Consider the following 22,083-nt stretch of genomic DNA (forward strand, 5'->3'; position numbering starts at 1 on the left):
ATGATCACGCGCCACGCCCTGCACCCCCATGCCCCCGGCATGACAGACGCGGCATGCCCCACGCCGGGGCGCACATGACATGACATACGGGCCGGAGGATACGCCGCTGCCGGTGCGCGTTGCGCGGCCCACCCCGTTTCTTGACCGCCTGCCCCCTCCGCCTTCCCGCCTGCCCCGATGGACGGTCGGGATCACCCCGCCCGACCTGTCACCCTGGCTTGGGGGGAACTGCGGCATACCGGGTGTCATGCATTACGAAGGGCGCAGGCCGGGGCCGCACGTGGTGTGTGTCAGCCTGATCCACGGCAACGAGTTTTCCGGCGCCATCGTGCTTGACCGCCTGCTGCGTGCCCGCGTCCGCCCCCGCGCGGGACGCCTGTCGCTGGTTTTTGCCAACCCCGCGGCCATGGCCCTGTTCGACCCCGAAGCGCCGGTCCGGGCACGCTGCGTGGACGAGGACATGAACCGCGTCTGGTCGCCCGACATGCTGGAAAGCAGCCACACGTCGCATGAACTCGATCGCGCGCGTGAACTGCTGCCAATCATCCTGACGGCGGACAGGCTGCTGGACCTGCATTCCATGCTGTGGCCGGGCGACCCGCTGCTGCTGTCGGGCATCTCGACCGCCGGGCGGCGCATGGCGCGGCGCATTCGCGGGGTGGATATATGCGTGGCCGACCGGGGGCACAGGGGTGGGTGCAGGCTGATCGACCATCCCCGCTTTACCGGGGGAAAGGCAGCGGCCTGCCTGCTGGAAGCGGGACAGCACTGGCAGCAGGCGACGGTGGACCGGGCCATGCAGGCCGTACTGTCCGTAATCGGCCCATGCTGCGGCCTGCCGGGGGGAGATGAAGGCCCCTTGCCCCGGCATGACAGGGTGGTGACCCATGTCGTGACCGCACGGACCGGCATGTTCCGTTTTGTCCGCCCCTTCCATGGGGGGGAAATCCTGCCCCATGCCGGAACGGTGGTAGCGCATGACGGGGGGGACGACATCCGCACCCCTTACCCGCACTGCATGCTGGTCATGCCCAACCTGCGCCCGGCACGCGGCCATACCGCCGTGCGCCTGGCCCGCGTGGATGCCGGCATGAATGGTAACGGCCCGGCATCCTGACCACGGCGCGCCCGCGCGTTACAAAAAAGAATGCCGCCTTTTTGAAAAAAGGCGGCACCCGGAAACTTTTGTCTTTTTTGTCAAAGCGTTATTTTAAAGCCGTCTTTCAGGCATAGATGGGGAAGCGCGCGCACAGCGCCTTGACGCGCGCGTGCACGGCCTGCTCCGTCCTTGCACAGCCTTCCTGCCCCTCGCTTTTGGCCAGGGCGGTCAGCACCTCGTCAATCATCAGCCCCACTTCATGGAACTCCGCCTCACCAAAGCCACGCGCCGTCGCCGCCGGGCTGCCCAGACGGATGCCCGAGGTCACGGCAGGCTTTTCGGGATCAAAGGGAATGGCGTTCTTGTTGGCGGTGATGCCCGCGCGTTCCAGCGCGCGCTCGGCCGCACGGCCCGTCACACCCTTGGGGCGCAGGTCCACCAGCAGCAGGTGGCAGTCGGTGCCGCCGGTTACGATGTCAAAGCCGCTCTTGACCAGTGTTTCGGCCAGCACGCGGGCATTATTCGCCACCGCTTCCTGATAGGTGCGGAAATCGGGGCGCAGCGCCTCGCCAAATGCCACGGCCTTGGCGGCGATGACATGCATGAGCGGACCACCCTGCAGGCCGGGGAACACGGCGGAGTTGATCTTCTTGGCCAGATCCGCGTCATTGGTCAGGATCAGCCCGCCACGCGGCCCGCGCAGGGTCTTGTGGGTGGTGGAGGTCACGACATGCGCATGCGGCACCGGCGACGGGTACAGCCCGGCCGCCACCAGTCCGGCAAAATGCGCCATGTCCACCATCAGGTAGGCACCGACCTCATCGGCAATGGCGCGGAAGCGCGCGAAATCGATGATGCGCGGATAGGCGGAGCCACCGGCCACGATCAGCTTCGGCTTCTCGGCGCGGGCCAGGCGCTCCATTTCCTCATAGTCAAGCAGTCCGTCCTGCGCGCGCACGCCGTACTGCACCGCGTTGAACCACTTGCCGGAATAGTTGGGGGCGGCGCCATGGGTCAGGTGGCCACCGGCGGCCAGGCTCATGCCCATCACGGTATCGCCCGGCTTCACCATGGCCATGAAGGCGGCCTGGTTGGCATTGGCGCCCGAATGGGGCTGCACATTGGCGAATTCGGCGCCAAACATCTGCTTCACGCGTTCGATGGCCAGGGTCTCGACCTTGTCCACTTCCACGCAGCCACCATAATAACGGCGACCGGGATAGCCTTCGGCGTATTTGTTGGTCAGCACGCTGCCCTGGGCGGCCATAACGGCGGCGGACACCATGTTCTCGCTGGCGATCAGTTCGATACCGTCGCGCTGGCGGACCTTTTCCGCATCGATAATGGCGGCCACATCGGGGTCGACTTCGGCCAGAGGGGCGCGGAAAAACTGCTTGAGTTCAGTCTGGCTGATAGGATCCGGCACCGTCATGTTTCTCCATTCATTGGATCGGCTGTCATTTCCGGGTAGGAGACGGATATGACACATAGGGGAACAGGCCTGCTATGTGCGCCATATCATGGCGGTTAGACAACGCCAAAATGATGGAGACGGGCTGATTTGACTGTTGTAGCATTTCCCACCCCCACCCGGGCCGCCCGCCAGGACATGCCATGAACACACGCCTGAAGTCCGGTCTGGCGCAGGCGCTGCTGCGCAGGCTACCCGTAGCCCCCCCGGCGGACAGTGCGGGGCTGAAACGCGTGCTGGGCCTGGGTAGCCTGATCGCCCTGGGCGTGGGGGGCACGATCGGGGCGGGCCTGTTTTCGCTGACCGGCATTGCCGCGGGCAGCAACGCGGGGCCCGCGGTCGTCATATCCTTCGCGCTGGCGGCGGTGGCCTGCGCCTTTGCCGGGCTGTGCTATGGCGAACTGGCGGGCATGATCCCGGCGGCGGGCAGCGCCTATGTCTATGCCTATGCCGCACTGGGGGAACTGGCTGGCTGGGTGATCGGGTGGGACCTGGTGCTGGAATACACCGTGGGCGCATCGGCCGTATCGGTCAGCTGGGCGCGCTACATGCGCTCCCTGCTGGATGGGTGGGGCATTCACCTTGCCCCCCGGCTCATGGCCTCGCCCTTCGAGGTGGTGGGCATGGCCGATGGCCAGCCCGTGCACGGCATTGCCAACCTGCCGGCCGTGTTCATCATCGTGGCGATATCGGTGCTGCTCATGCGCGGCATCGCGGGTTCGGCACGGATGAACATGCTTGTCGTCATCATCAAGCTTACGGTCATCGCCGCCGTCATCGGCTTTGGCCTGCCCTACATAAAAATGGCGAACTACACCCCCTTCATCCCACCCAACACGGGTACGTTCGGGGAATACGGGCTTTCGGGCATCCTGCGCGCGGCGGGTACCGTGTTCTTTGCCTATCTGGGGTTTGACGCGATCTCCACCGTGGCACAGGAAACCCGCAATCCCGGGCGGGACATGCCCATCGGCCTCATGGCCAGCCTGGCCATCTGCACGGCGGTCTATATCGCGTTTTCCTTCGTGCTGACGGGCCTGGTCAATTACCATGCCATGGCAGGCGACGCCGCCCCCGTTGCCACCGCCATTGACCAGACACCGTTCGGCTGGCTGAAGGCTGCGGTCAAGCTGGGCATCATATGCGGCTTCCTGTCGGTCATACTGGTCATGCTGCTGGGGCAGAGCCGGGTGTTCTTCGCCATGGCGCGTGACGGGCTGCTGCCGCCCCTGTTCGGCCGCACCCATGCCGGATGGGGCACACCCGTGGGCTGCCACCTGTTCTTCATGGTGGTGACGGGCGGGCTTGCCGCCTTCCTGCCCATCGAGCAGCTGGCGCACATGACATCGATCGGCACCCTGCTGGCCTTTGTCATCGTATGCGTGGGGGTTATCGTGCTGCGCAGGCGTGAACCCGACCGGCCACGGGTATTCCGCGTGCCCGGCGGGGCCGTGATTCCGCTGGCCGGCATTGCAAGCTGCCTGGTCATGATGGTCTCGCTGGACGGGCTGACCTGGCTGCGGCTGGTGGGCTGGCTTGCCATCGGCATGGTGGTGTACGGGACATACGGCATGCGTCACAGCCGGCTGGCGACGACACGGGGCAAGGACATGCCTGCCATGCGGCACACGCCCTGATGGCGGCAGGATTACCGGATCATAATTTGGCGCGGGGTGGCTGCGCGATCATAGTCATCCCTTCCCTGAATGGAGTTGGATTGGATGAGTATCGGTCAGTTTCCCCAAGTAAGGCTGCGGCGCAACCGGCACGACCGGTTCACACGGCGGCTGGTAACCGAAAACACGCTTTCGACCGATAACCTGATCTGGCCGATTTTCGTGACGGAGGGGAGCGGCTCGATCACCGATGTCGCGTCCATGCCCGGCGTGCAGCGTGTCAGCCTCGACCGGCTTGCGGCCCATGTGGAACCGGCGGCGAAGCTGGATATCCCCGCCATTGCCCTGTTCCCCATCACCCCCACCGAACTGCGTGACGAAGCCGGGACGGAAGCCACCAACCCCGATAACCTGATGTGCCGTGCCGCCCGGCTGCTCAAGCAGGAATTTCCCGAAATCGGCCTTGTGGGCGACGTGGCGCTGGACCCCTATACCAGCCACGGCCATGACGGCCTGATCGAAGGCGGTTACGTGGTCAATGATCCGTCCGTCAGAATCCTGACAACCCAGGCGGTCAACCAGGCGGCCGCCGGAATCGACATCATTGCCCCGTCGGACATGATGGACGGGCGCATTGGCGCCATCCGCACCGCACTGGACGCAGGCGGGCTGGTCAATACCCGCATCATGTCCTACGCCGCGAAATACGCCAGCGCCTTCTACGGCCCGTTCCGCGATGCGCTGGGTTCGGGCGGGCTGCTGACGGGCGACAAGAAAACCTACCAGATGGACCCCGCCAACAGCGACGAGGCCCTGCGAGAAGTCGGCCAGGACCTGCTGGAAGGCGCCGACATGGTGATGGTCAAGCCCGGCATGCCGTATCTGGATGTAATCCAGCGCGTACGGCAGGAATTCGCCGTGCCGACCTTCGCCTATCAGGTCTCGGGCGAATACGCGATGCTCATGGCCGCGATCCAGAATGGCTGGCTGGACCGTGACCGCGTGATCCTGGAAAGCCTGATGTCCTTCCGCCGCGCGGGGGCGAATGGCGTGCTGACCTATTTCGCGCTGGATGCCGCCCGTCTGCTCCGGGGCTAGCCCCCCTGCGTGAAAGCATAGGCCCGTGACCGGATAGTTGATGCCTGCAACCAGAAGAATATGATAACCGTATAGGACAGCGGCAGTCCATTTTTCCTGTTGGCCGGACTGCCTGTTCCTGTTTTCCGGCTGGTGAGAGCGCATGACCTATACATCGCCACGGCATCCGCAGCTGTTCTACACCACGGCCCCCATGCCCTGCCCCTACCTGCCGGGGCGCATGGAGCGCAAGGTCGTGACCGAAATTGGCGGGACGGAGGCGGTCGCCTTCCATAACCGCCTGTCACGCGCGGGCTTCCGCCGCAGCCACACCATTGCCTATGCCCCGGTCTGCGCAAGCTGCACGGCATGCACGCCCATACGCGTGCCGGTGGCGCGCTTTGCCCCCAGCCGTACGCAGCTGCGCATAAGGCGCCGCAATGCCGGACTGCGTGCAACCCGCGTCCCCCCGCGCGCAACGCCGGAGCAGTACACCCTGTTCAGCGCCTACCAGTCCATCCGGCATGTGGGGGGGGACATGGCCTCCATGACCTTTCCCGACTATCGGGCGATGATCGAGGATACCACGGTCGAGACCTTCATGATCGAATTCCGTGACACGGAAGGCACGCTGGCCTGCGTGGCGCTGGTGGACCAGTTGGATGACGGGCTATCCGCCGTTTATGATTTCTATGATCCCGGCCAGCAGCACAGATCACTGGGCACCTTCGCGGTGCTTCACCTGATTGACCATGCCCGCATGCTCGACCTGCCCTACCTGTATCTTGGCTACTGGATAAGCGAGAGCCGCAAGATGGCCTACAAGGCCCGCTTCCGCCCGGCCCAGATCATGACGCGCGGCGTATGGCACGATCTGGACCTGGCTGACTACGCCAGCCAGCAGGCGCATGAAAGCGCCTTCCTGCCGGACGGAATGTTCCGCCCGGCATAACAGGCTGTATTAGAAACCGCTTGAAAATAACTTATTGACAAAAAACAATAAAAATTTCCGGGTGCCGCCTTTTTTGAAAAGGGGCACGCGCCCCGGCAATTTCTGTTCCTTTTTGTCAGTATTCAGCCACGCGGCCTGCGGGTGGCCCATGCGGGCGCGGGTTTGCCCATTTCCGCGCGCTTGCCTACATAATCCTTCAGATCGGCAAAGGCGCGCACGCGCGCGGGATCGGGCCACGCCACACCCGCATCGGCCGTGAACACCACCGCATCCTTCAGGCCGCCATCCTTGTATTTCTGCAAGATGACACCAAGGCCGCGCGCCATTTCAGGCAACTGGTCCAGCGGGAAGACCAGCATGCGCCGGTTCTGGCCCAGCACCAGCACATGATCCCCTTCCGCCGGGACGCAGATCAGGGCACTTTCCCGGTCCTTCAGGTTGAGCACCTGCCTGCCGGTGCGTTTTTCCGCCGTCATGGCCGATTCCGCCACGATCATGCCGCGCCCCGTGCTGGACGCGAGCAGCCGCCTGCGCGCGTCATCCAGCGGGAACATGGTGATGATGTCCTCATCATTGGACAGGTCGATCAGCAGCCGCAGCGGCTGGCCATCACCGCGCCCGCGCGGCAGGTCGGCCACCCGCAGGGTAAAGGCACGCCCGTCGGTTGCGAACACGCACAGCCGGTCATTGCTGTGGCATTCGACCGCCATGCCAAGATCGTCCCCTTCCTTGAATTTGAGCGCCTGCGGGTCCTGCCCATGGCCGCGCACGGTACGGATCCAGCCCTTCTGTGACAGGATGACCGTAAGCGGGTCGCGTTCGACCGGCAGGGCGGCTTCCACATCGATTTCAACGGGGGCATCGGCCAGCAGGCTCCGCCGCTTGCCCAATGTGCCGCCGCCAAAGGTCTTCTGGATATCCTTGATCTCGCCCGCGATATGCTTCCACCGCTGGCCTTCGTTCTCCAGCAGGTCGTGCAGCGCCTGTTTCTCGGCACTAAGCCTAGCGTGCTCGTTGCGGATCTCCATTTCCTCCAGCCGCCGCAGGCTGCGCAGGCGCATGTTGAGCACCGAATCCGCCTGCAGTTCGGTCAGATCAAACGCCGCGATCAGGGCCGATTTCGCATCATCTTCCTCGCGCACGATGCGGATCACCTCATCCAGATTGAGGTAGACCGCAAGGAAGCCGTTCAGGATTTCCAGCCGCCGGTCAACCGCCTGCAGGCGGTTGGCGCTGCGCCGCAGCAGCACGTCATGGCGATGGTCCAGCCATGCCTGCAGTACCTCCTTCAGGCTCCGCACGCCGGGCACCTGGTCGGCCCCCAGCACGTTCATGTTCAGTCCGAAGCGGCTTTCAAGCTGGGTCGCGCGGAACAGTGTTTCCATCAGCACCGCAGGCTCGATGCCACGGGATTTCGGCTCCAGCACCAGCCTTATGTCGGTCGTGCTTTCATCACGGATATCGGCCAGCAGCGGGAGCTTCTTCTGCTCCATAAGATCCGCTACCTGCTCGATCAGGCGGGATTTCTGCACCTGATACGGGATTTCGGTCACCACGATCTGCCATGTGCCGAAACGTCCCTGCTCCACATCCCATTTCGAGCGGATGCGGAAGGAACCACGCCCCGTCTCGTAAGCACGGAGTATGGCATCCCGGTCCTCGACAATGCTGCCGCCGGTAGGAAAATCGGGACCGGGCATATGGGCCAGCAGTTCCGCCGTGGTGGTGGCGGGCTTGCGGATCAGGGCCAGCGCGGCCGCGCAGATTTCACCCACGTTGTGGGGCGGGATCGATGTCGCCATGCCCACGGCAATACCCGCCGCCCCATTGGCCAGCAGGTTGGGAAAAGCCGCCGGCAGGACAACGGGCTCATGTTCCTCCCCATCATAGGTGGGACGGAAATCGACGCTGTCCTCGTCAATCCCTTCCAGCAGGGCCTTGGCCACCGCTGTCAGGCGGGATTCGGTGTACCGCATGGCGGCGGCGTTATCACCATCGATGGAACCGAAATTGCCCTGGCCTTCCACCAGCGGGTAGCGCACGGCAAAATCCTGGGCCAGCCGCACCAGCGCCTCATAGACCGAGGCATCACCATGCGGGTGGTATTTACCGATTACGTCACCCACCACGCGGGCGCATTTCTTGAACCCTGCGGTGGGGTCCAGCTTGAGCTGCTGCATGGCATAGACCATGCGCCGGTGCACCGGCTTCAGCCCGTCGCGCACATCAGGCAGCGAGCGCGACATGATGGTTGACATGGCATAGGCCAGATAGCGCTCGCTCAGCGCATCGGCCAGCTTGGTATCTTCAATATGGCCGGCTGTTGTATCCACAGGCATGCGATCTTCCTCCCGCAGGTGAACAGATAGCGAAACTTTGGGGTTTGTCCAATGGTTCTGTCAGCCCGGCGGGTTGGCCGGGTCTTCTTCCCGCTCACCATCAGCGGGAATGTCGGCCCTGCGGGCGATCATGTCCGCAAGCCTGCCCCGGGCCTCGGGCACCGGGCGGTGGCGCTGGCCAAAGGCGTCGCGCCGCAGGAAATGGCCTGAAAGCCGCAGCCCGTCATGCCAGTCCCGTGGCGTAGCAACCTGCTGCGGATGCAGGATGAAACCGGGCAGTGGCAGCAGGCGGTCGCGCCACGCCCCCGCCTTTTCATCCGATACCGCCCGCCCGGTGCGGGGCGAGACCCAGCGCAGATCCTCACGGCTGCCACCAAGGGCACAGCCGCCCAGGTCCAGCCCGAACCCCAGATCCGACAGCAGCATAAGCTCCCACCGCACGATCTCGGGCATGGCTTCGGTCTCCGCCCATTGCGGGTCAAGGCTGATGCGCGCCAGCAGGCTGGTCAGTCCCTGGAATATGGCCGGATGCGGCTCACGCTCGGGCAGGCAGTCATCGGCCAGCGCGCACAGTGAGGCCAGCATGGCCAGCGGCAGCGGATAATCAAGGAGGCGCGCGGCCGAGGCATGGACCGTCTCGGCGGTAATGCTGCCCAACTGCTCGGGCAGGCGCGCGGTCCAGCGCGCACGCACCAGGTTGCCGGTCTGCCATGTCGCCCGGCCCCGGCTGGCGGAGCCGCCACGGGCCAGACCATGATACAGGCCGTACTCGCCGGTCAGCACATGCACGATGGCGCTGCCTTCCCCATAGGGGGTGGCCGAAAGCACAAGGGCGGGTGCCTCCCATTCCATCAGGAGACACCCGCCCTTGCACGTAAGGAACCGGAAACCGGCAAGTTTTTACTGACCTGCGGCCTTTGCCACTTCAGCGGCAAAGTCGTTTTCTTCCTTCTCGATGCCTTCACCAAGCTGGAAGCGATCGAAACCGGTCAGCTTCGCACCCGCCTTCTCCACGATCTTGCGCACGCGGCTCTCGCCATCATGCACCCAGATCTGCTCCAGCAGCACCACTTCCTCGTAGAACTTGCGGATACGGCCATCGACCATCTTCTCGATGATCGCATCGGGCTTGCCCGACGCCTTGGCCTGCTCCACCAGCACCGCGCGCTCACGCTCCAGCGCCTGCGGGTCAACGCTGTCCACATCCAGCGCCGCCGGACGGGTGGCGGCGACATGCATGCCGATGCGGCGGCCCAGGTCTTCCAGCGCCTCGCTGGCGGAAGGGGCCTCGACGGCGGCCAGAACGCCAATCTTGCCAAGCCCGGGGCTGACCGCGCCATGCACGTAGGTCGCGACCACGCCAGACGGCACGCTCAGCACGCGGGCGCGGCGGATGGACATGTTCTCGCCAATGGTGGCGATCAGGTGGGTCAGTTCATCGGCAACGGTGCGGCCGCTTTTCAGCACGGCGGCCTTCAGCTTTTCCAGATCGTCGCCAACGCTCAGGGCGGCATGCGCCACTTCCGAGACGAAGTTCTGGAAATGCTCGTTACGCGCCACGAAGTCGGTCTCGGCATTGATCTCGACCATGGCGGCCTTCAGGTCCGTCTGGGCAACACCCACCAGACCTTCCGCCGTGACACGGCCGGACTTCTTGGCCGCGGCCGAAAGGCCCTTCTTGCGCAGCCAGTCGATCGCGCCTTCGATGTCGCCTTCGGCTTCCTTGAGGGCCTTCTTGCAGTCCATCATGCCCGCGCCGGTCTTCTCACGAAGTTCCTTTACGAGTGCTGCAGTAATTTCCGCCATTATCCTGATACTCCTTACGACAGGCGCACGCCCCGCACTGTCTGCGGAGCGTGCGCCTGCCCGTTCAGTTGCACCTTGCGGCCATCATGCCGCGCTGGTGCCGGTTTTCTTATTCGGCGCTCGCTGCGGCTTCGGTCACGGCCGTTTCCACCGCCGGGTCAACCGGCAGTTCCTCGGACGCGCCGAAATCCTCGCCCGACGCACCCAGCTCGGCGGAGATGCCATCCAGCACGGCGGAAGACACGAGTTCGCAATACAGCGCGATGGCGCGGATGGCGTCGTCGTTGCCCGGGATCGGGAAGGTCACGCCACGCGGGTCGGAGTTGCTGTCCAGCACGGCCACAACCGGGATACCCAGCTTGTTGGCCTCCTCGACCGCCAGCTTTTCCTTGTTCGTGTCGATCACGAACAGGATGTCCGGCAGGCCGCCCATTTCCTTGATGCCGCCGAGCGAACGCTCCAGCTTCTCACGGTCGCGGGTGATGTCCAGGACTTCCTTCTTGGTCAGGCCCTGGGTGCCGTTTTCCAGCATTTCGTCAATGCTGCGCAGGCGCTTGATCGAACCGGTGATGGTCTTCCAGTTCGTCAGCATGCCGCCCAGCCAGCGGTGGTTGACGTAATACTGGCCGCAGCGCTTGGCGGCTTCGGCAATCTGGTCGGCTGCGGCGCGCTTGGTGCCCACGAACAGCACGCGGCCGCCACCGGCCACGGTGTCACGGATCGCCTTGAGCGCGCGGTCCAGCATGGGAACGGTCTGCTGCAGGTCGATGATGTGGACCTGGTTGCGCACACCGAACAGGTACGGCGCCATGCGCGGGTTCCAGCGGCGGGTGTGGTGACCGAAGTGAACACCGGCCTCAAGCAGCTGGCGCATCGTGAATTCAGGCATCGCCATGTCGGCTAAATCCTTGTGTCTGGTTTATCCTCCGTGAAGCACGCCCTTTGCAGGACACCAGAGGTTTTGGCTTCACGTGTGAATTGGCCCCCACATGGGGCCGTGGCGGGATATGGCCGTTCCCGACGCATATTGCAAGACCCGCGGGGCCGTCCGGGCAATCGTGATGCAACTTTTTTACCATCATCGGGTTAGCCTGCGCACGGATGCCATGCCATCCATCGGCGCGCGCGCCCGATATCCCGATCACGGACAAAGGACCGATCCCCCATGGCGATCACCAAATACGCGACAGCACACTGGTCAGGCGGACTGAAGGACGGCAGAGGCGAGATCTCGACCCAGAGTGGCTCACTGCGGAACCAGCCCTATGGTTTCAACACCCGTTTCGAGGGCAGCCCCGGCACCAACCCCGAGGAACTGCTGGGGGCGGCCCACGCCGCATGCTTTGCCATGGCGCTGTCGGGCATTCTGGGTGGCGCGGGGCTTACGGCCACGTCGCTTGACGCGAAATCCGAGATCGTCCTGGAAAAACAGGGCGAAGGCTTTGCCATCACGGCCGCGAAGCTGACCCTGGAAGCCGCAATCCCGAATGCGACGGAGGAACAGTTCCGGGAACTGGCGGAAAAGGCCAAGGCTGGCTGCCCCGTTTCCAAGCTGTTCAACGCCACCATCACGCTGGATGCAAAGCTGAAGGGCTGAGCTGCCGGATGGCGCGGGACGCACAGGCGTTCCGCGCCAGACCTGCCGCACCCCGGTGAAGGGCATCTGCCAGCCGTCAGGTTACAGGATCACCGGTTCCAGATTGCCCACCTGCCCCCGGTGGCGCAGCAGGTGATCAGCCAGAACGCAGGCCATCATCGCTTCACCCACCGGCACGGCGCGGATACCGACACAGGGGTCATGACGCCCCCTGGTCATGACATCCACGTTCTCCCCTTCGCGCGTGACGGAGGGAACGGGCGTCAGGATTGAACTGGTCGGTTTGACCGCAAAACGCGCAATGACCGGCTGGCCGGTGGAAATACCACCCAGCACGCCGCCCGCGTGGTTGGAAGCGAACCGGACCCTGCCGTTTTCCATGCGCATCGGATCGGCATTTTCCTCCCCCGTCAGGCAGGCGGATGCAAACCCTTCCCCGATCTCGACCCCCTTGACGGCGTTGATGCTCATCAACGCCATGGCAAGGTCGGAATCCAGCTTGCCATAGATCGGCGCGCCCAGCCCCGGCGGCACGCCTTCGGCCACCACCTCGATCACGGCGCCGATGGAGGAACCGTTCCTGCGGATATCCGCCAGATAGTCTTCCCACACCGGCAGCATGCCCGCATCCGGGCAGAACAGCGGATTGGCGTTCACCAGATCCCAGTCCATGTGCGCGCGGTCAACCGCATGCGGCCCGATCTGGACCAGGGCTGCACGAATGCGCACCTCCGCCCCCAGCACCTTGCGCGCCACGGCACCGGCGGCCACGCGCATGGCCGTCTCCCGCGCGGAAGACCGGCCGCCGCCACGATAATCGCGGATGCCGTATTTCATGTCATAGGCCACATCGGCATGGCCGGGGCGGTAACGGGTGGCGATATCACCATAATCACGCGAGCGCTGGTCGGTATTGCGGATCAGCAGTGAAATGGGGGTGCCTGTCGTCCTGCCTTCGAACACGCCGGACAGGATCTCGACCTGATCGGCCTCCTGCCGCTGGGTGGTGAATTTCGACTGGCCGGGCCTGCGGCGGTCCAGCCAGGGCTGGATATCCGCCACGTCAAGCGCCAGACCAGGCGGGCAGCCATCGATCACGCAGCCAATGGCGGGGCCGTGGCTTTCCCCCCATGTCGTGACACGGAACAGATGGCCGAAGGTATTATAGGACATACAGGCAGGCTTCCCGCGATCAGTTACCCGCGACCGTGATGTCCGGCGCGGTAGGGTTCTTCATACCGACAATATGGTAGCCGGAATCAACGTGGTGGATCTCACCGGTCACGCCACCCGACAGGTCGGAGAGCATGTACAGCCCCGCCCCGCCCACTTCCTCAAGCGACACGTTGCGCTCCAGCGGGGAATTGTACTGGTTCCATTTCAGGATATAGCGGAAATCACCGATCCCGTTGGCCGCCAGCGTCATGACCGGCCCCGCCGAAATGCCGTTGACGCGAATGCCCTCGCTGCCCAGATCCACCGCCATGTAGCGCACCGAAGCCTCAAGGGCCGCCTTGGCCACGCCCATCACGTTGTAATGTGGCATGACGCGCTCGGCACCAAGGTAGGTAAGCGTGAGCAGCGAGCCGCCGGGGTTCATGATCGCGGCCGCACGGCGGGCCACTGCGGTGAAGGAATAGCATGAGATGTCCAGCGCCTTGAGAAAGGCGTCACGCGGGGTATCGACATAGCGCCCGCGCAGGAACTGCTTGTCCGCCCAGCCGATGGCATGGACCAGGAAGTCGATCTTGCCCCATTCCTTTTCGATCGCGTCAAAGGTCGCGTCAATGGCCGCGTCATCGCTCACGTCACACGGCAGCACCAGCGTCGAGCCGACACTTTCGGCCAGCGGGCGCACGCGCTTGCCCAGTGCTTCCCCCTGATAGGTAAAGGCCAGTTCCCCGCCCTGCTCCGCCACGGCGCGCGCAATGCCCCAAGCGATGGAGCGGTCATTCGCCACCCCCATGACAAGCCCCCGCTTCCCTTTCATCAATGTTCCCTTGATGGAGATTTTGGGCGCGCCGTCTGACATGCTCGTATATCCTTAATGGTGAATGACGGATGAAATTTCGGCCTCGTGGTTGCACAAGCTGCCGTTTCGGACAAGATGCCGAATGGCGTAATTGTAGCTAATATTCCTCGCACGGTAACTTACCTTATGTTTCCATATGTTTCCGCATGACCCGTTCCGCCCCGCGCGGAACCGGGAATGCGGGACAGCCAGCACCGCGGAACAGCCCTTTCATGACCCTTCCCCTCATTGCCCTTGATGCCGACCCGTTCACCCTTTTCGAAACCTGGATGGCGGATGCCACCGCCCATGAACCGAACGACCCCAATGCCATGGCGCTGGCCACCGCAACGCCGGACGGGCGACCGTCGGTGCGCATGATCCTGCTCAAGGGGGCCGACCGGCGCGGCTTTGTGTTCTACACCAACCTCAACAGCCGCAAGGCCGGCGAGCTTGCGGCCAACCCGCAGGCGGCCCTGCTGTTCCACTGGAAGAGCATCCGCCGCCAGATCCGCATCGAAGGCCCGGTAGAGCCGGTCACGCCGGCCGAGGCCGACGCCTATTTCGCCAGCCGCAGCCGCATCTCGCGCCTGGGGGCAATTGCATCGAACCAGTCGCACCCGCTGGCCGACCGCGCGGTGTTCGAGACAGCCGTGGCGGAACTGGAAGCCCGCTACCCCGAACCGGACGCGGTCATTCCCCGCCCCGCCAACTGGAGCGGATTTCGCCTGGTGCCCCGGCATTTCGAGTTCTGGCAGGACCGCCCCTACCGCCTGCACGACCGGGTGGTGTGGGACCGCGAGGGCACGGACGGGACATGGAGCAGCGAACGCCTTTACCCCTGATTCCTGAACTTAGGGGCGGCTGGTCCGTTCTCTCCCCTGAAAGGCGCCGCCACGGCGTGGTGCCGGCGGATCAGGAGAGAAACCGGATGTGTGTGCGCAGGATATTGCTGCCCCTGGGTGGAATGAGTCACGCGGAAAGCGCGCTGCAGGTCGGCGGCGCCATCGCACGCATGTTTGACGCCCATCTCGCCGTACTGCATGTCGGCACCGACATGCAGGAAGTCGGCCCCCTGGTGGGTGAAGGCCTGTCGGGTGCGATGGTACAGGACATGATTACCGCCGCGCTCAAGGAAAGTGCCGCCCGCCTGCACGGCGTACGCGCGCTGTTCGATGCATTCATCGTGCACGAGAAGATCCCGGTCGTGGCGGTTGATTCGCCTTTCTCGCCCGCGGGCATGCATGCCCTGTCGGCCAGTTTCATTGCCCATAGCGGCCATACCCGCAGTGTCGTGGCCTTCCAGGCGCGGCTGTCGGACCTTGTCGTGCTGCGCCAGCCCAACCCGGAGGGGGATGTCTCCTCCTCCGACACACTGCACGCCGTGTTGTTTGAAAGTGGGCAGGGCGTGATCATCGTCCCCCCCGTCGCCCCGCCCACGGTGGGAAAGCGCATCTGCATTGGCTGGAACGGCACGTCGGAGGCGGCATCGGCCATCCACCATGCCCTTCCCCTGCTGCGCCGCGCGCAGGCGGTGTGCATCCTGTACAGTCCCGCCTACCAGCGGCCGGGACCGGAGGCACGTCATGTCAGCTCCTTTCTCTCGCTTCACGGTGTAACCGCGCATATTCACGAATTTGGTAGTGATTCCCACCCGGTGGGCGAGGACATGCTGGCCGCCGCCCACGCCTTCAACGCCGACATGCTTGTCATGGGGGCCTATTCCCACTCCCGCCTGCGTCAGATGATTCTGGGCGGTGTGACGCGGCATATGCTGGAAAACAGCGACATTACCGTGCTGATGAGCCGCTGAACCGGGGATGGAACCCGCCCGACCGACAGGGCCGGGCGGGAGATGGACAATTTTGCAAAAAAATATGTATAAATGTCGCGCTTCTCTTGATTTTACGCTCCGTGAGGGTTAGGTGTGGCGTGAAAAGAACGCCCTGACCTAGTGTAAAATCTGGCGTGGAGGACATTATGCGCATCAATGCGGAGATTATGGCGACCCTGAAGGCGGCGGGCGAAGATGCGCCAGCGGTCCTTCGGGCCGCCCTGACGCGACTGCGCGGGCGAATTGCCCTAGTTTCCTCCTTCGGGGCGGAATCGGCGGTCATGCTGGCCCTTGCCGCTGAAATTGACCCCGACGTGCCGGTCCTGTTCCTGCAGACCGGCCAGCATTTTCCCGAAACGCTGGAATACCGGCAGGAACTGGCCCGCGTGCTGGGCCTGCGTGACGTGCGTGACCTCCACCCGGCTGAAAAACAGATCGAGAAACGTGACCCTCAGGGCCAGCTCTGGGCGTTCGACCCCGATGCCTGCTGCGCGCTGCGCAAGGTCGAGCCGCTGGATGAGGCCATGATCCCGTTCGATGCGTGGATTACCGGGCGCAAGCGCAGTCAGGCCGCAACCCGGCAGGGGCTGCCGGTGGTGGAAGAGGCCGCGGGCGGCAGGATCAAGATCAACCCGCTGATCGCCTGGACCCCGCGCGAACTTGATGCCGAAATCACGCGCCGCAACCTGCCGCGCCACCCGCTTACCCTGCGCGGCTACCCTTCGATCGGGTGCGCGCCGTGCACCCGGCCCGTGGCGGAAGGCGAAGACCCGCGTCAGGGCCGCTGGGCCGGTCAGGCCAAGACCGAATGCGGCATTCACCTTCCCACCGCCAGCTGAATGGCGGGGGTTTCCCCTTAACCGGCCATACCGGCCGCCTGTTTTCTTTCCTGTAACGGAAGGTCTTAATTCCATGGACGATCTCGACCAACTCGAGGCGCAGAGCATCTTCATCCTGCGTGAAGCCTACCGGAAGCTGAAGCCGCTGGCGATGCTGTGGTCGCTGGGCAAGGATTCCAATGTCATGGTCTGGCTGGCGCGCAAGGCCTTCCTCGGTCGCGTGCCCTTTCCCGTGATGCATGTCGACACGGGCAAGAAATTCCCCGAGATGTACCAGTTCCGCGATGAATATACCAAGAAGTGGAACCTGGACCTGCTGCTGGGCGACTGCCCGCCGGTAGAGGAAATCGACCCCACCCTGCCGCCCGCCGCCCGTTCCGCCGCGCGCAAGACAGCAGGGCTTGCCGCCATGATCGACAAGTACAAGCTGGCGGGCGTGATCGCGGGCATCCGCCGTGACGAACAGGCCACCCGTGCCAAGGAACGCGTGTTCAGCCCCCGTGGCTCGGGCCACAAATGGGATGTGCGCAACCAGCCCCCCGAATTCTGGGACCAGTACGCCACCCCGCACGAGGCCGGCATGCATGTGCGCGTCCACCCCCTGCTGGCATGGCGTGAGATCGACATCTGGCGCTACATCGAGCGCGAGGGCATCCCGCTGGTTGACCTGTATTTTGCCAGGGACGGCAAGCGCTACCGCTCCCTGGGGGATCAGGACATCACCAGCCCGGTGGAAAGCAATGCCACGACCGTGGCCGAGGTGATTGCCGAACTCGAAACCTCGCGCACTTCCGAACGTGCGGGGCGCGCCATGGACCATGAATCCGAAGACGCGTTCGAACGCCTGCGCGTGGCCGGTTATCTCTGAGCGGACAGGACGGAGTTATATGACAATGAATACAGTCCCGACCCCTGCCCCGCAGGAAGCCGCAACCCCCATCGTGATCGTGGGCCATGTCGACCATGGCAAGTCCACCCTGATCGGCCGCCTGCTGTATGATACCGACAGCCTGCCCGACGGGCGCGTGGCCCAGATCATTGAATCCAGCAAGAAGCGCGGACTCGCGGTGGAATGGAGCTTCCTGCTCGACAGCCTGCAGATCGAGCGTGACCAGGGTGTTACGGTGGATTCCACCCGCATACCCTTCCGCCTGGGCAAGCGCCAGTTCGTGATCGTGGATGCGCCGGGCCACCGCCAGTTCCTGCGCAACATGATTACCGGTGCCGCCGATGCCGAAGCCGCCGTGCTGGTGGTGGACGCAAATGAAGGCGCGCAGGAACAGACCCGCCGCCACGCCATGCTGCTGCGCCTGATCGGGATCCGCCATGTCATCGTGCTGATGAACAAGGTCGATATCCTGGATTACGACCAGAAGAAGATCGAGGCCGCCGAGCGCGACATCACCACCCTGCTGCACCAGCTTGAAATCGAGCCGACCGTGTTCGTCCCCGCCTCCGCGCGTGAAGGCGACAACATGGCCTCACGCTCCGACAAAATGCCGTGGTACAAAGGCCCCACGCTGACCGAAGCGCTGGCCGCCGTGCCTGCTCCTTCCTCACGCGCCGACCTGCCGCTGCGCCTGCCGGTGCAGGATGTCTACCGTTTTGATACCAAGCGCGTGGTCGTGGGCCGGATCGAACGCGGGCGCATCCGCGTGGGCGATGAAGTAGTGATCGGCACGCATGGCGCACGCGCGCGCATCGCCACCATCGAAAGCTGGCACACCGCCCCGCAGGTCGCGGCCATTGCAGGGCAGTCGGTTGCGGTTACACTGGAGCCGGACGTGATCCCCGACCGGGGTGACTTCCTGTTCCCGGCCGACCATGCGCCGCTACGCGCCGCACGCATCCGCACCCGCCTGTTCTGGCTGCGCCAGGAACCGCTGCGCGTGGGGGAAAGCTTCAGGCTGCGCCTTGCCACCGCCGAGCATCAGGTGACCGTTGCCGCCATTGATTCCGTGGTGCGGCTGGAAGACCTGACCGAACACCCCGCCGCCGAAGTCCCGCCCGAAGGCTTTGCCGAGATTACGCTGGCCGTATCCGAAACCATGCTGTTCGACCCCTTCCTGCCCGGCACGGCGGATGGGCGCGGGGTGCTGGTGGACCGTAACCAGCAGATCGTGGGCGGCGCGCCGCTGATTGGCGTGGCCGAGAGCGTTGCCGGCCGCAATGCCATCCACCCCACGGGCAGCGCCGTCTCGCCATGGGACCGGGCACGCGCCAAGGGGCATCGTGGCGGTGTATTCTGGATGACCGGGCTGCCGGGCGCGGGCAAGAGCACGCTGGCGCGCGGGGCGGAAAACCGCCTGTTCGCCCGTGGCATCGACGTATCGGTGCTGGATGGTGACACGCTGCGCGCGGGGCTGTGCTCGGACCTGGGCTTCTCGGATGCCGACCGGCGCGAGAACGTGCGCCGTGCCGCCGCCGTGGCCCGCATCCTGGCCGAGAGCGGTCAGGTGGTGATCGTGGCGCTGATCTCCCCCACCGTGGCGGACCGCGAGCTGGCCCGCCAGATCGTGGGCGAGGGTTTCCATGAAATCTTCATCGATACGCCACAGGCCACCTGTGAGCAGCGTGACCCCAAGGGGCTGTATGCTGCCGCCCGCGCAGGCAGGATCGAAGGCTTCACCGGTATCGACGCGCCTTATGAGGCCCCCGCCAACCCGGCCCTGCGGCTGGAGACGGCAGGCGCCACAAGCGACGAGACGGCCGCCCGCCTTGCCACCTATATCGGTGACGCGATCCGGCTGGACGATAGCGCGCGGCGCCAGCAGTCCTGAACGTACCGGCCCACCCGTACCGCACCGGGTGGGCCATGAAGACAGGTGCGGGCTGAAATTAAGGCAGGGCGTGCGCTTGTAAATGCGTGCGCCTTTTCCTACCAGTGTCGATAGAAATGAAACCTGTTGCCTGAAGGGGATCGGTTTACAAGTGGATGTCAGGAACAATCGCCGGGACAGCACCGGCGCAAGCGTCATTACCGCCAACCGCCTGCTTGATGGCCGGATTGTCTGGCTTGCCGCACAGGGCTGGTCGGAACTGATCACCCATGCCCGCGTGTTCGACAATGCGGAAATCGAGGACGCCATAAAACAGGCCAGGGCCATGCCGGAAGCCCGCACGGTTGTCGGCATCTATGGCGTGCAGCTTGATCCTGACGTCGCCGGTCTCACCCCCCTTACGGTCCGTGAACGCATCCGGGCGTTCGGGCCGAGTGTCCATCCTGATTTCGCGCCCGTGGAGACATCCGATGTCCACTGACACCACGACCCTGCCGGTCGGGCGATATGCCTATGACCAGGTGGACCGTACCTTCCTGTCGCAGCGCGTGGCCCAGTTCCGCGAGCAGGTGGCCCGCCGCGTGGCCGGCGACCTGAGCGAGGACGAGTTCAAGCCGCTGCGCCTGATGAACGGGCTGTACCTGCAGCTTCACGCCTACATGCTGCGCGTGGCCGTGCCCTATGGCATGATGGGCTCTGACCAGATGCGCGCACTGGCCCATATCGCACGTACGTATGACCGCGATTACGGGCATTTCACCACACGCCAGAACGTGCAGTTCAACTGGATCCGGCTGGAAGATACGCCCGATATCCTCGAGCACCTTGCCGGTGTGGACATGCATGCCATCCAGACCAGCGGCAACTGCATCCGCAACGTGACATGCGACGAGTTTGCGGGGGCGGCTGCCGACGAACTGCTTGATCCGCGCATCCATGCCGAGATCCTGCGCCAGTGGTCCACGCTGCACCCCGAATTCACCTTCCTGCCGCGCAAGTTCAAGATTGCCATCAGTGGCAGCCCGCATGACCGGGTGGCCGCCCGCTTCCATGATATCGGGCTGGTGGCACGTCCCGGCCCGCAGGGGCGGCCGGTATTTGACGTGTTCGTGGGCGGCGGGCTTGGCCGTACGCCGATCATTGGCGTCAAGCTGCGTGACACCCTGCCCGAAGAGGACTTGGTCGCCTATCTCGAGGCGATCGTGCGCGTGTACAATGCCTATGGCCGACGCGACAACATGTACAAGGCGCGCATCAAGATTCTGGTGCAGGCCCTTGGTGTCGAGGCATTCCGGGAAAAGGTGGACGCGGAATTCGCGCTGATGAACCGCGCGGACTACCGGCTTGACCCCGCCATTGTGGATGGCATCCGCGCGCGCTTCGGCATTCCCCCGCTGAACGCCCCGGCCGATGCGGAACAGACACTGGCGGCCAGCCGTAAAGCGGACCCGGCCTTTGACCGCTGGGTGCGCACCAACACCCATCCCCACCGGCACGAGGGCTTCATCTGCGCGGTTATCTCGGTCAAGCCCGATGGCGGCATTCCCGGCGACATCACCGCCGACCAGATGGATCTGGTGGCCGATCTGGCGGACAGCCATTCCTTTGGCGAAATCCGCGTGACCCACATGCAGAACGTGGTGCTGGGCCATGTGCGCAAGGACCAGCTGCACGACCTGTGGCGCAAGCTGGCGGCCGCGAACCTGGCCACGCCCAATATCGGGCTGGTGGGCGACATCATCGCCTGCCCGGGGCTGGATTACTGCGCGCTGGCCAATGCGCGCTCCATCCCCATCGCACAGAAACTGAGCGCACGCTTCGCCAACCCCGAACTGCAGGAGCGCATCGGGCCGCTCAACATCAACATCTCGGGCTGCATCAATGCCTGCGGGCACCATCATGCGGGGCATATCGGCATTCTGGGCGTGGACAAGCGCGGGCAGGAATTCTTCCAGCTTACCCTTGGCGGTTCGGCAGGCGGGGATGTGGCCATCGGCCAGATCATCGGCCCGGCCCTGCCGGAAGATGAAACGGTGGACGCCATTGCCCGGCTGATCGACACCTATCTTGTGCTGCGCCATGACAATGAGCAGTTTCTCGACACCTACCGGCGCCTTGGCGCCGCCAGCTTCAAGGATGCCGTCTATGCCCCTGCTTGAGAACGGCCAGATCACGCCGGACCGCTGGCATGTGGCGATGGACGGTGAACCCCTGCCGGAAGGCGCGGTGATCGTTCCCCTCGAACGGCTTGAGGAAGGGCTTGCCCGCACGGGTGACGCCCCGCTGGGTGTGGCCATTGCACCGGATGTGGATGTGGCGGTGCTGCGCACGGCCCTGCCCCGGCTGGAACTGGTGGCGGTCACCTTCCCCATATTCCGTGACGGGCGGGCGTTTACGCAGGCCCGCGCCCTGCGTGAGCATCTGGGCTTTAAGGGTGAGATCCGCGCCACCGGCAAGCCGCTGCCCGACCAGTACGAATTCCTGCTGCGCTGCGGCGTGACTACCGTGCAGACCGAACGCGCGGAAGACATAAGCGTGTGGCGGCAGGCGCACGAGATCATCACCATCGCCTACCAGCCTTCCACCCTGCATGAGCGCCCGCAGGGGCTGGGGCTGCGCCGCTTCCTGGGCTGACCGGTGGGGTGGGAAAGCCCGCCTGCTT

20 protein-coding genes are annotated in these 22,083 nt (G+C 64.5%); 13 read left to right on the forward strand and 7 right to left on the reverse strand.

Annotation, left to right across the window (positions count from 1 at the left end):
• The first annotated feature begins 79 nt into the window (after nt 1-79).
• Nucleotides 80-1,117, forward strand: coding sequence for a M14 family metallopeptidase (locus tag GWK63_RS08690; protein ID WP_040000091.1), 1,038 nt, complete (start codon nt 80-82; stop codon nt 1,115-1,117).
• 106 nt (nt 1,118-1,223) lie between these two features.
• Here the strand turns inward: GWK63_RS08690 and glyA are convergent, their stop codons facing one another.
• A complete protein-coding gene (glyA, locus tag GWK63_RS08695) occupies nt 1,224-2,513 on the reverse strand; it encodes a serine hydroxymethyltransferase (protein ID WP_276202624.1) in 1,290 nt (429 codons plus the stop codon).
• A gap of 200 nt (nt 2,514-2,713) precedes the next feature.
• Here glyA and GWK63_RS08700 point away from each other — a divergent pair, with 200 nt between their 5' ends.
• The 3 genes from GWK63_RS08700 to GWK63_RS08710 all read left to right on the forward strand — a co-directional run bounded on the left by GWK63_RS08700 (nt 2,714) and on the right by GWK63_RS08710 (nt 6,215).
• Nucleotides 2,714-4,207: an amino acid permease gene (locus GWK63_RS08700; RefSeq protein ID WP_007400497.1), complete on the forward strand. Its 1,494-nt coding sequence runs from the start codon at nt 2,714-2,716 to the stop codon at nt 4,205-4,207.
• Nucleotides 4,208-4,291: 84 nt separating this feature from the next.
• Complete coding sequence (gene hemB / locus GWK63_RS08705; RefSeq protein ID WP_040000089.1) at nt 4,292-5,284, forward strand: porphobilinogen synthase; 993 nt, start codon at nt 4,292-4,294, stop codon at nt 5,282-5,284.
• A 142-nt stretch (nt 5,285-5,426) separates the two neighbouring features.
• Nucleotides 5,427-6,215, forward strand: coding sequence for an arginyltransferase (locus tag GWK63_RS08710; RefSeq protein ID WP_007400494.1), 789 nt, complete (start codon nt 5,427-5,429; stop codon nt 6,213-6,215).
• A gap of 122 nt (nt 6,216-6,337) precedes the next feature.
• On the opposite strand, the gene parC is transcribed toward GWK63_RS08710, so the two are convergent.
• The 4 genes from parC to rpsB all read right to left on the reverse strand — a co-directional run bounded on the left by parC (nt 6,338) and on the right by rpsB (nt 11,255).
• Entirely contained in the window at nt 6,338-8,554 is a 2,217-nt protein-coding gene (gene parC / locus GWK63_RS08715) for a DNA topoisomerase IV subunit A (protein ID WP_040000087.1), read from the reverse strand.
• Between the two features lie 60 nt (nt 8,555-8,614).
• Nucleotides 8,615-9,406 carry a DNA repair protein RecO gene (recO, locus tag GWK63_RS08720; RefSeq protein WP_007400491.1) on the reverse strand — a complete coding sequence of 264 codons (792 nt, stop codon included), beginning with the start codon at nt 9,404-9,406 and terminating at the stop codon, nt 8,615-8,617.
• A 48-nt stretch (nt 9,407-9,454) separates the two neighbouring features.
• Entirely contained in the window at nt 9,455-10,360 is a 906-nt protein-coding gene (tsf, locus tag GWK63_RS08725) for a translation elongation factor Ts (protein ID WP_007400490.1), read from the reverse strand.
• A gap of 109 nt (nt 10,361-10,469) precedes the next feature.
• Nucleotides 10,470-11,255, reverse strand: coding sequence for a 30S ribosomal protein S2 (rpsB, locus tag GWK63_RS08730; protein ID WP_007400489.1), 786 nt, complete (start codon nt 11,253-11,255; stop codon nt 10,470-10,472).
• 270 nt (nt 11,256-11,525) lie between these two features.
• Between rpsB and GWK63_RS08735 the strand changes: the two genes are divergently transcribed.
• A complete protein-coding gene (locus tag GWK63_RS08735) occupies nt 11,526-11,957 on the forward strand; it encodes an OsmC family peroxiredoxin (RefSeq protein WP_007400487.1) in 432 nt (143 codons plus the stop codon).
• Between the two features lie 81 nt (nt 11,958-12,038).
• Here the strand turns inward: GWK63_RS08735 and aroC are convergent, their stop codons facing one another.
• The gene (gene aroC, locus GWK63_RS08740) at nt 12,039-13,130 is read right to left on the reverse strand and encodes a chorismate synthase (protein WP_007400486.1); all 1,092 of its coding nucleotides are present in this window, start codon (nt 13,128-13,130) and stop codon (nt 12,039-12,041) included.
• Nucleotides 13,131-13,149: 19 nt separating this feature from the next.
• Nucleotides 13,150-13,989: an enoyl-ACP reductase FabI gene (gene fabI, locus GWK63_RS08745; protein ID WP_007400485.1), complete on the reverse strand. Its 840-nt coding sequence runs from the start codon at nt 13,987-13,989 to the stop codon at nt 13,150-13,152.
• A gap of 212 nt (nt 13,990-14,201) precedes the next feature.
• Between fabI and pdxH the strand changes: the two genes are divergently transcribed.
• From pdxH to GWK63_RS08785, 8 genes are all read left to right on the forward strand, one after another.
• The gene (pdxH, locus tag GWK63_RS08750) at nt 14,202-14,813 is read left to right on the forward strand and encodes a pyridoxamine 5'-phosphate oxidase (protein ID WP_007400484.1); all 612 of its coding nucleotides are present in this window, start codon (nt 14,202-14,204) and stop codon (nt 14,811-14,813) included.
• A 122-nt stretch (nt 14,814-14,935) separates the two neighbouring features.
• Nucleotides 14,936-15,781, forward strand: coding sequence for a universal stress protein (locus tag GWK63_RS08755; RefSeq protein ID WP_050800822.1), 846 nt, complete (start codon nt 14,936-14,938; stop codon nt 15,779-15,781).
• A 167-nt stretch (nt 15,782-15,948) separates the two neighbouring features.
• Nucleotides 15,949-16,641: a phosphoadenylyl-sulfate reductase gene (locus tag GWK63_RS08760; RefSeq protein ID WP_040000081.1), complete on the forward strand. Its 693-nt coding sequence runs from the start codon at nt 15,949-15,951 to the stop codon at nt 16,639-16,641.
• Nucleotides 16,642-16,714: 73 nt separating this feature from the next.
• A complete protein-coding gene (gene cysD, locus GWK63_RS08765; protein ID WP_007400481.1) occupies nt 16,715-17,509 on the forward strand; it encodes a sulfate adenylyltransferase subunit CysD in 795 nt (264 codons plus the stop codon).
• Between the two features lie 25 nt (nt 17,510-17,534).
• On the forward strand, nt 17,535-19,421 hold the full coding sequence (cysC, locus tag GWK63_RS08770; RefSeq protein ID WP_172459717.1) for an adenylyl-sulfate kinase: 1,887 nt from the start codon (nt 17,535-17,537) through the stop codon (nt 19,419-19,421).
• Between the two features lie 151 nt (nt 19,422-19,572).
• Entirely contained in the window at nt 19,573-19,902 is a 330-nt protein-coding gene (locus GWK63_RS08775; RefSeq protein ID WP_007400479.1) for a DUF2849 domain-containing protein, read from the forward strand.
• Nucleotides 19,892-21,580, forward strand: a complete 1,689-nt coding sequence (locus GWK63_RS08780) for a nitrite/sulfite reductase (protein ID WP_007400478.1) — start codon at nt 19,892-19,894, stop codon at nt 21,578-21,580. Before GWK63_RS08775 ends, GWK63_RS08780 begins: the two co-directional genes overlap by 11 nt.
• Nucleotides 21,567-22,055, forward strand: coding sequence for a DUF934 domain-containing protein (locus GWK63_RS08785; RefSeq protein ID WP_007400477.1), 489 nt, complete (start codon nt 21,567-21,569; stop codon nt 22,053-22,055). Before GWK63_RS08780 ends, GWK63_RS08785 begins: the two co-directional genes overlap by 14 nt.
• The last annotated feature ends 28 nt before the right edge of the window (nt 22,056-22,083 follow it).

Source organism: Komagataeibacter rhaeticus, from assembly GCF_011611525.1.
In the GTDB taxonomy this organism is placed as follows: Bacteria; Pseudomonadota; Alphaproteobacteria; order Acetobacterales; family Acetobacteraceae; genus Komagataeibacter; species Komagataeibacter rhaeticus.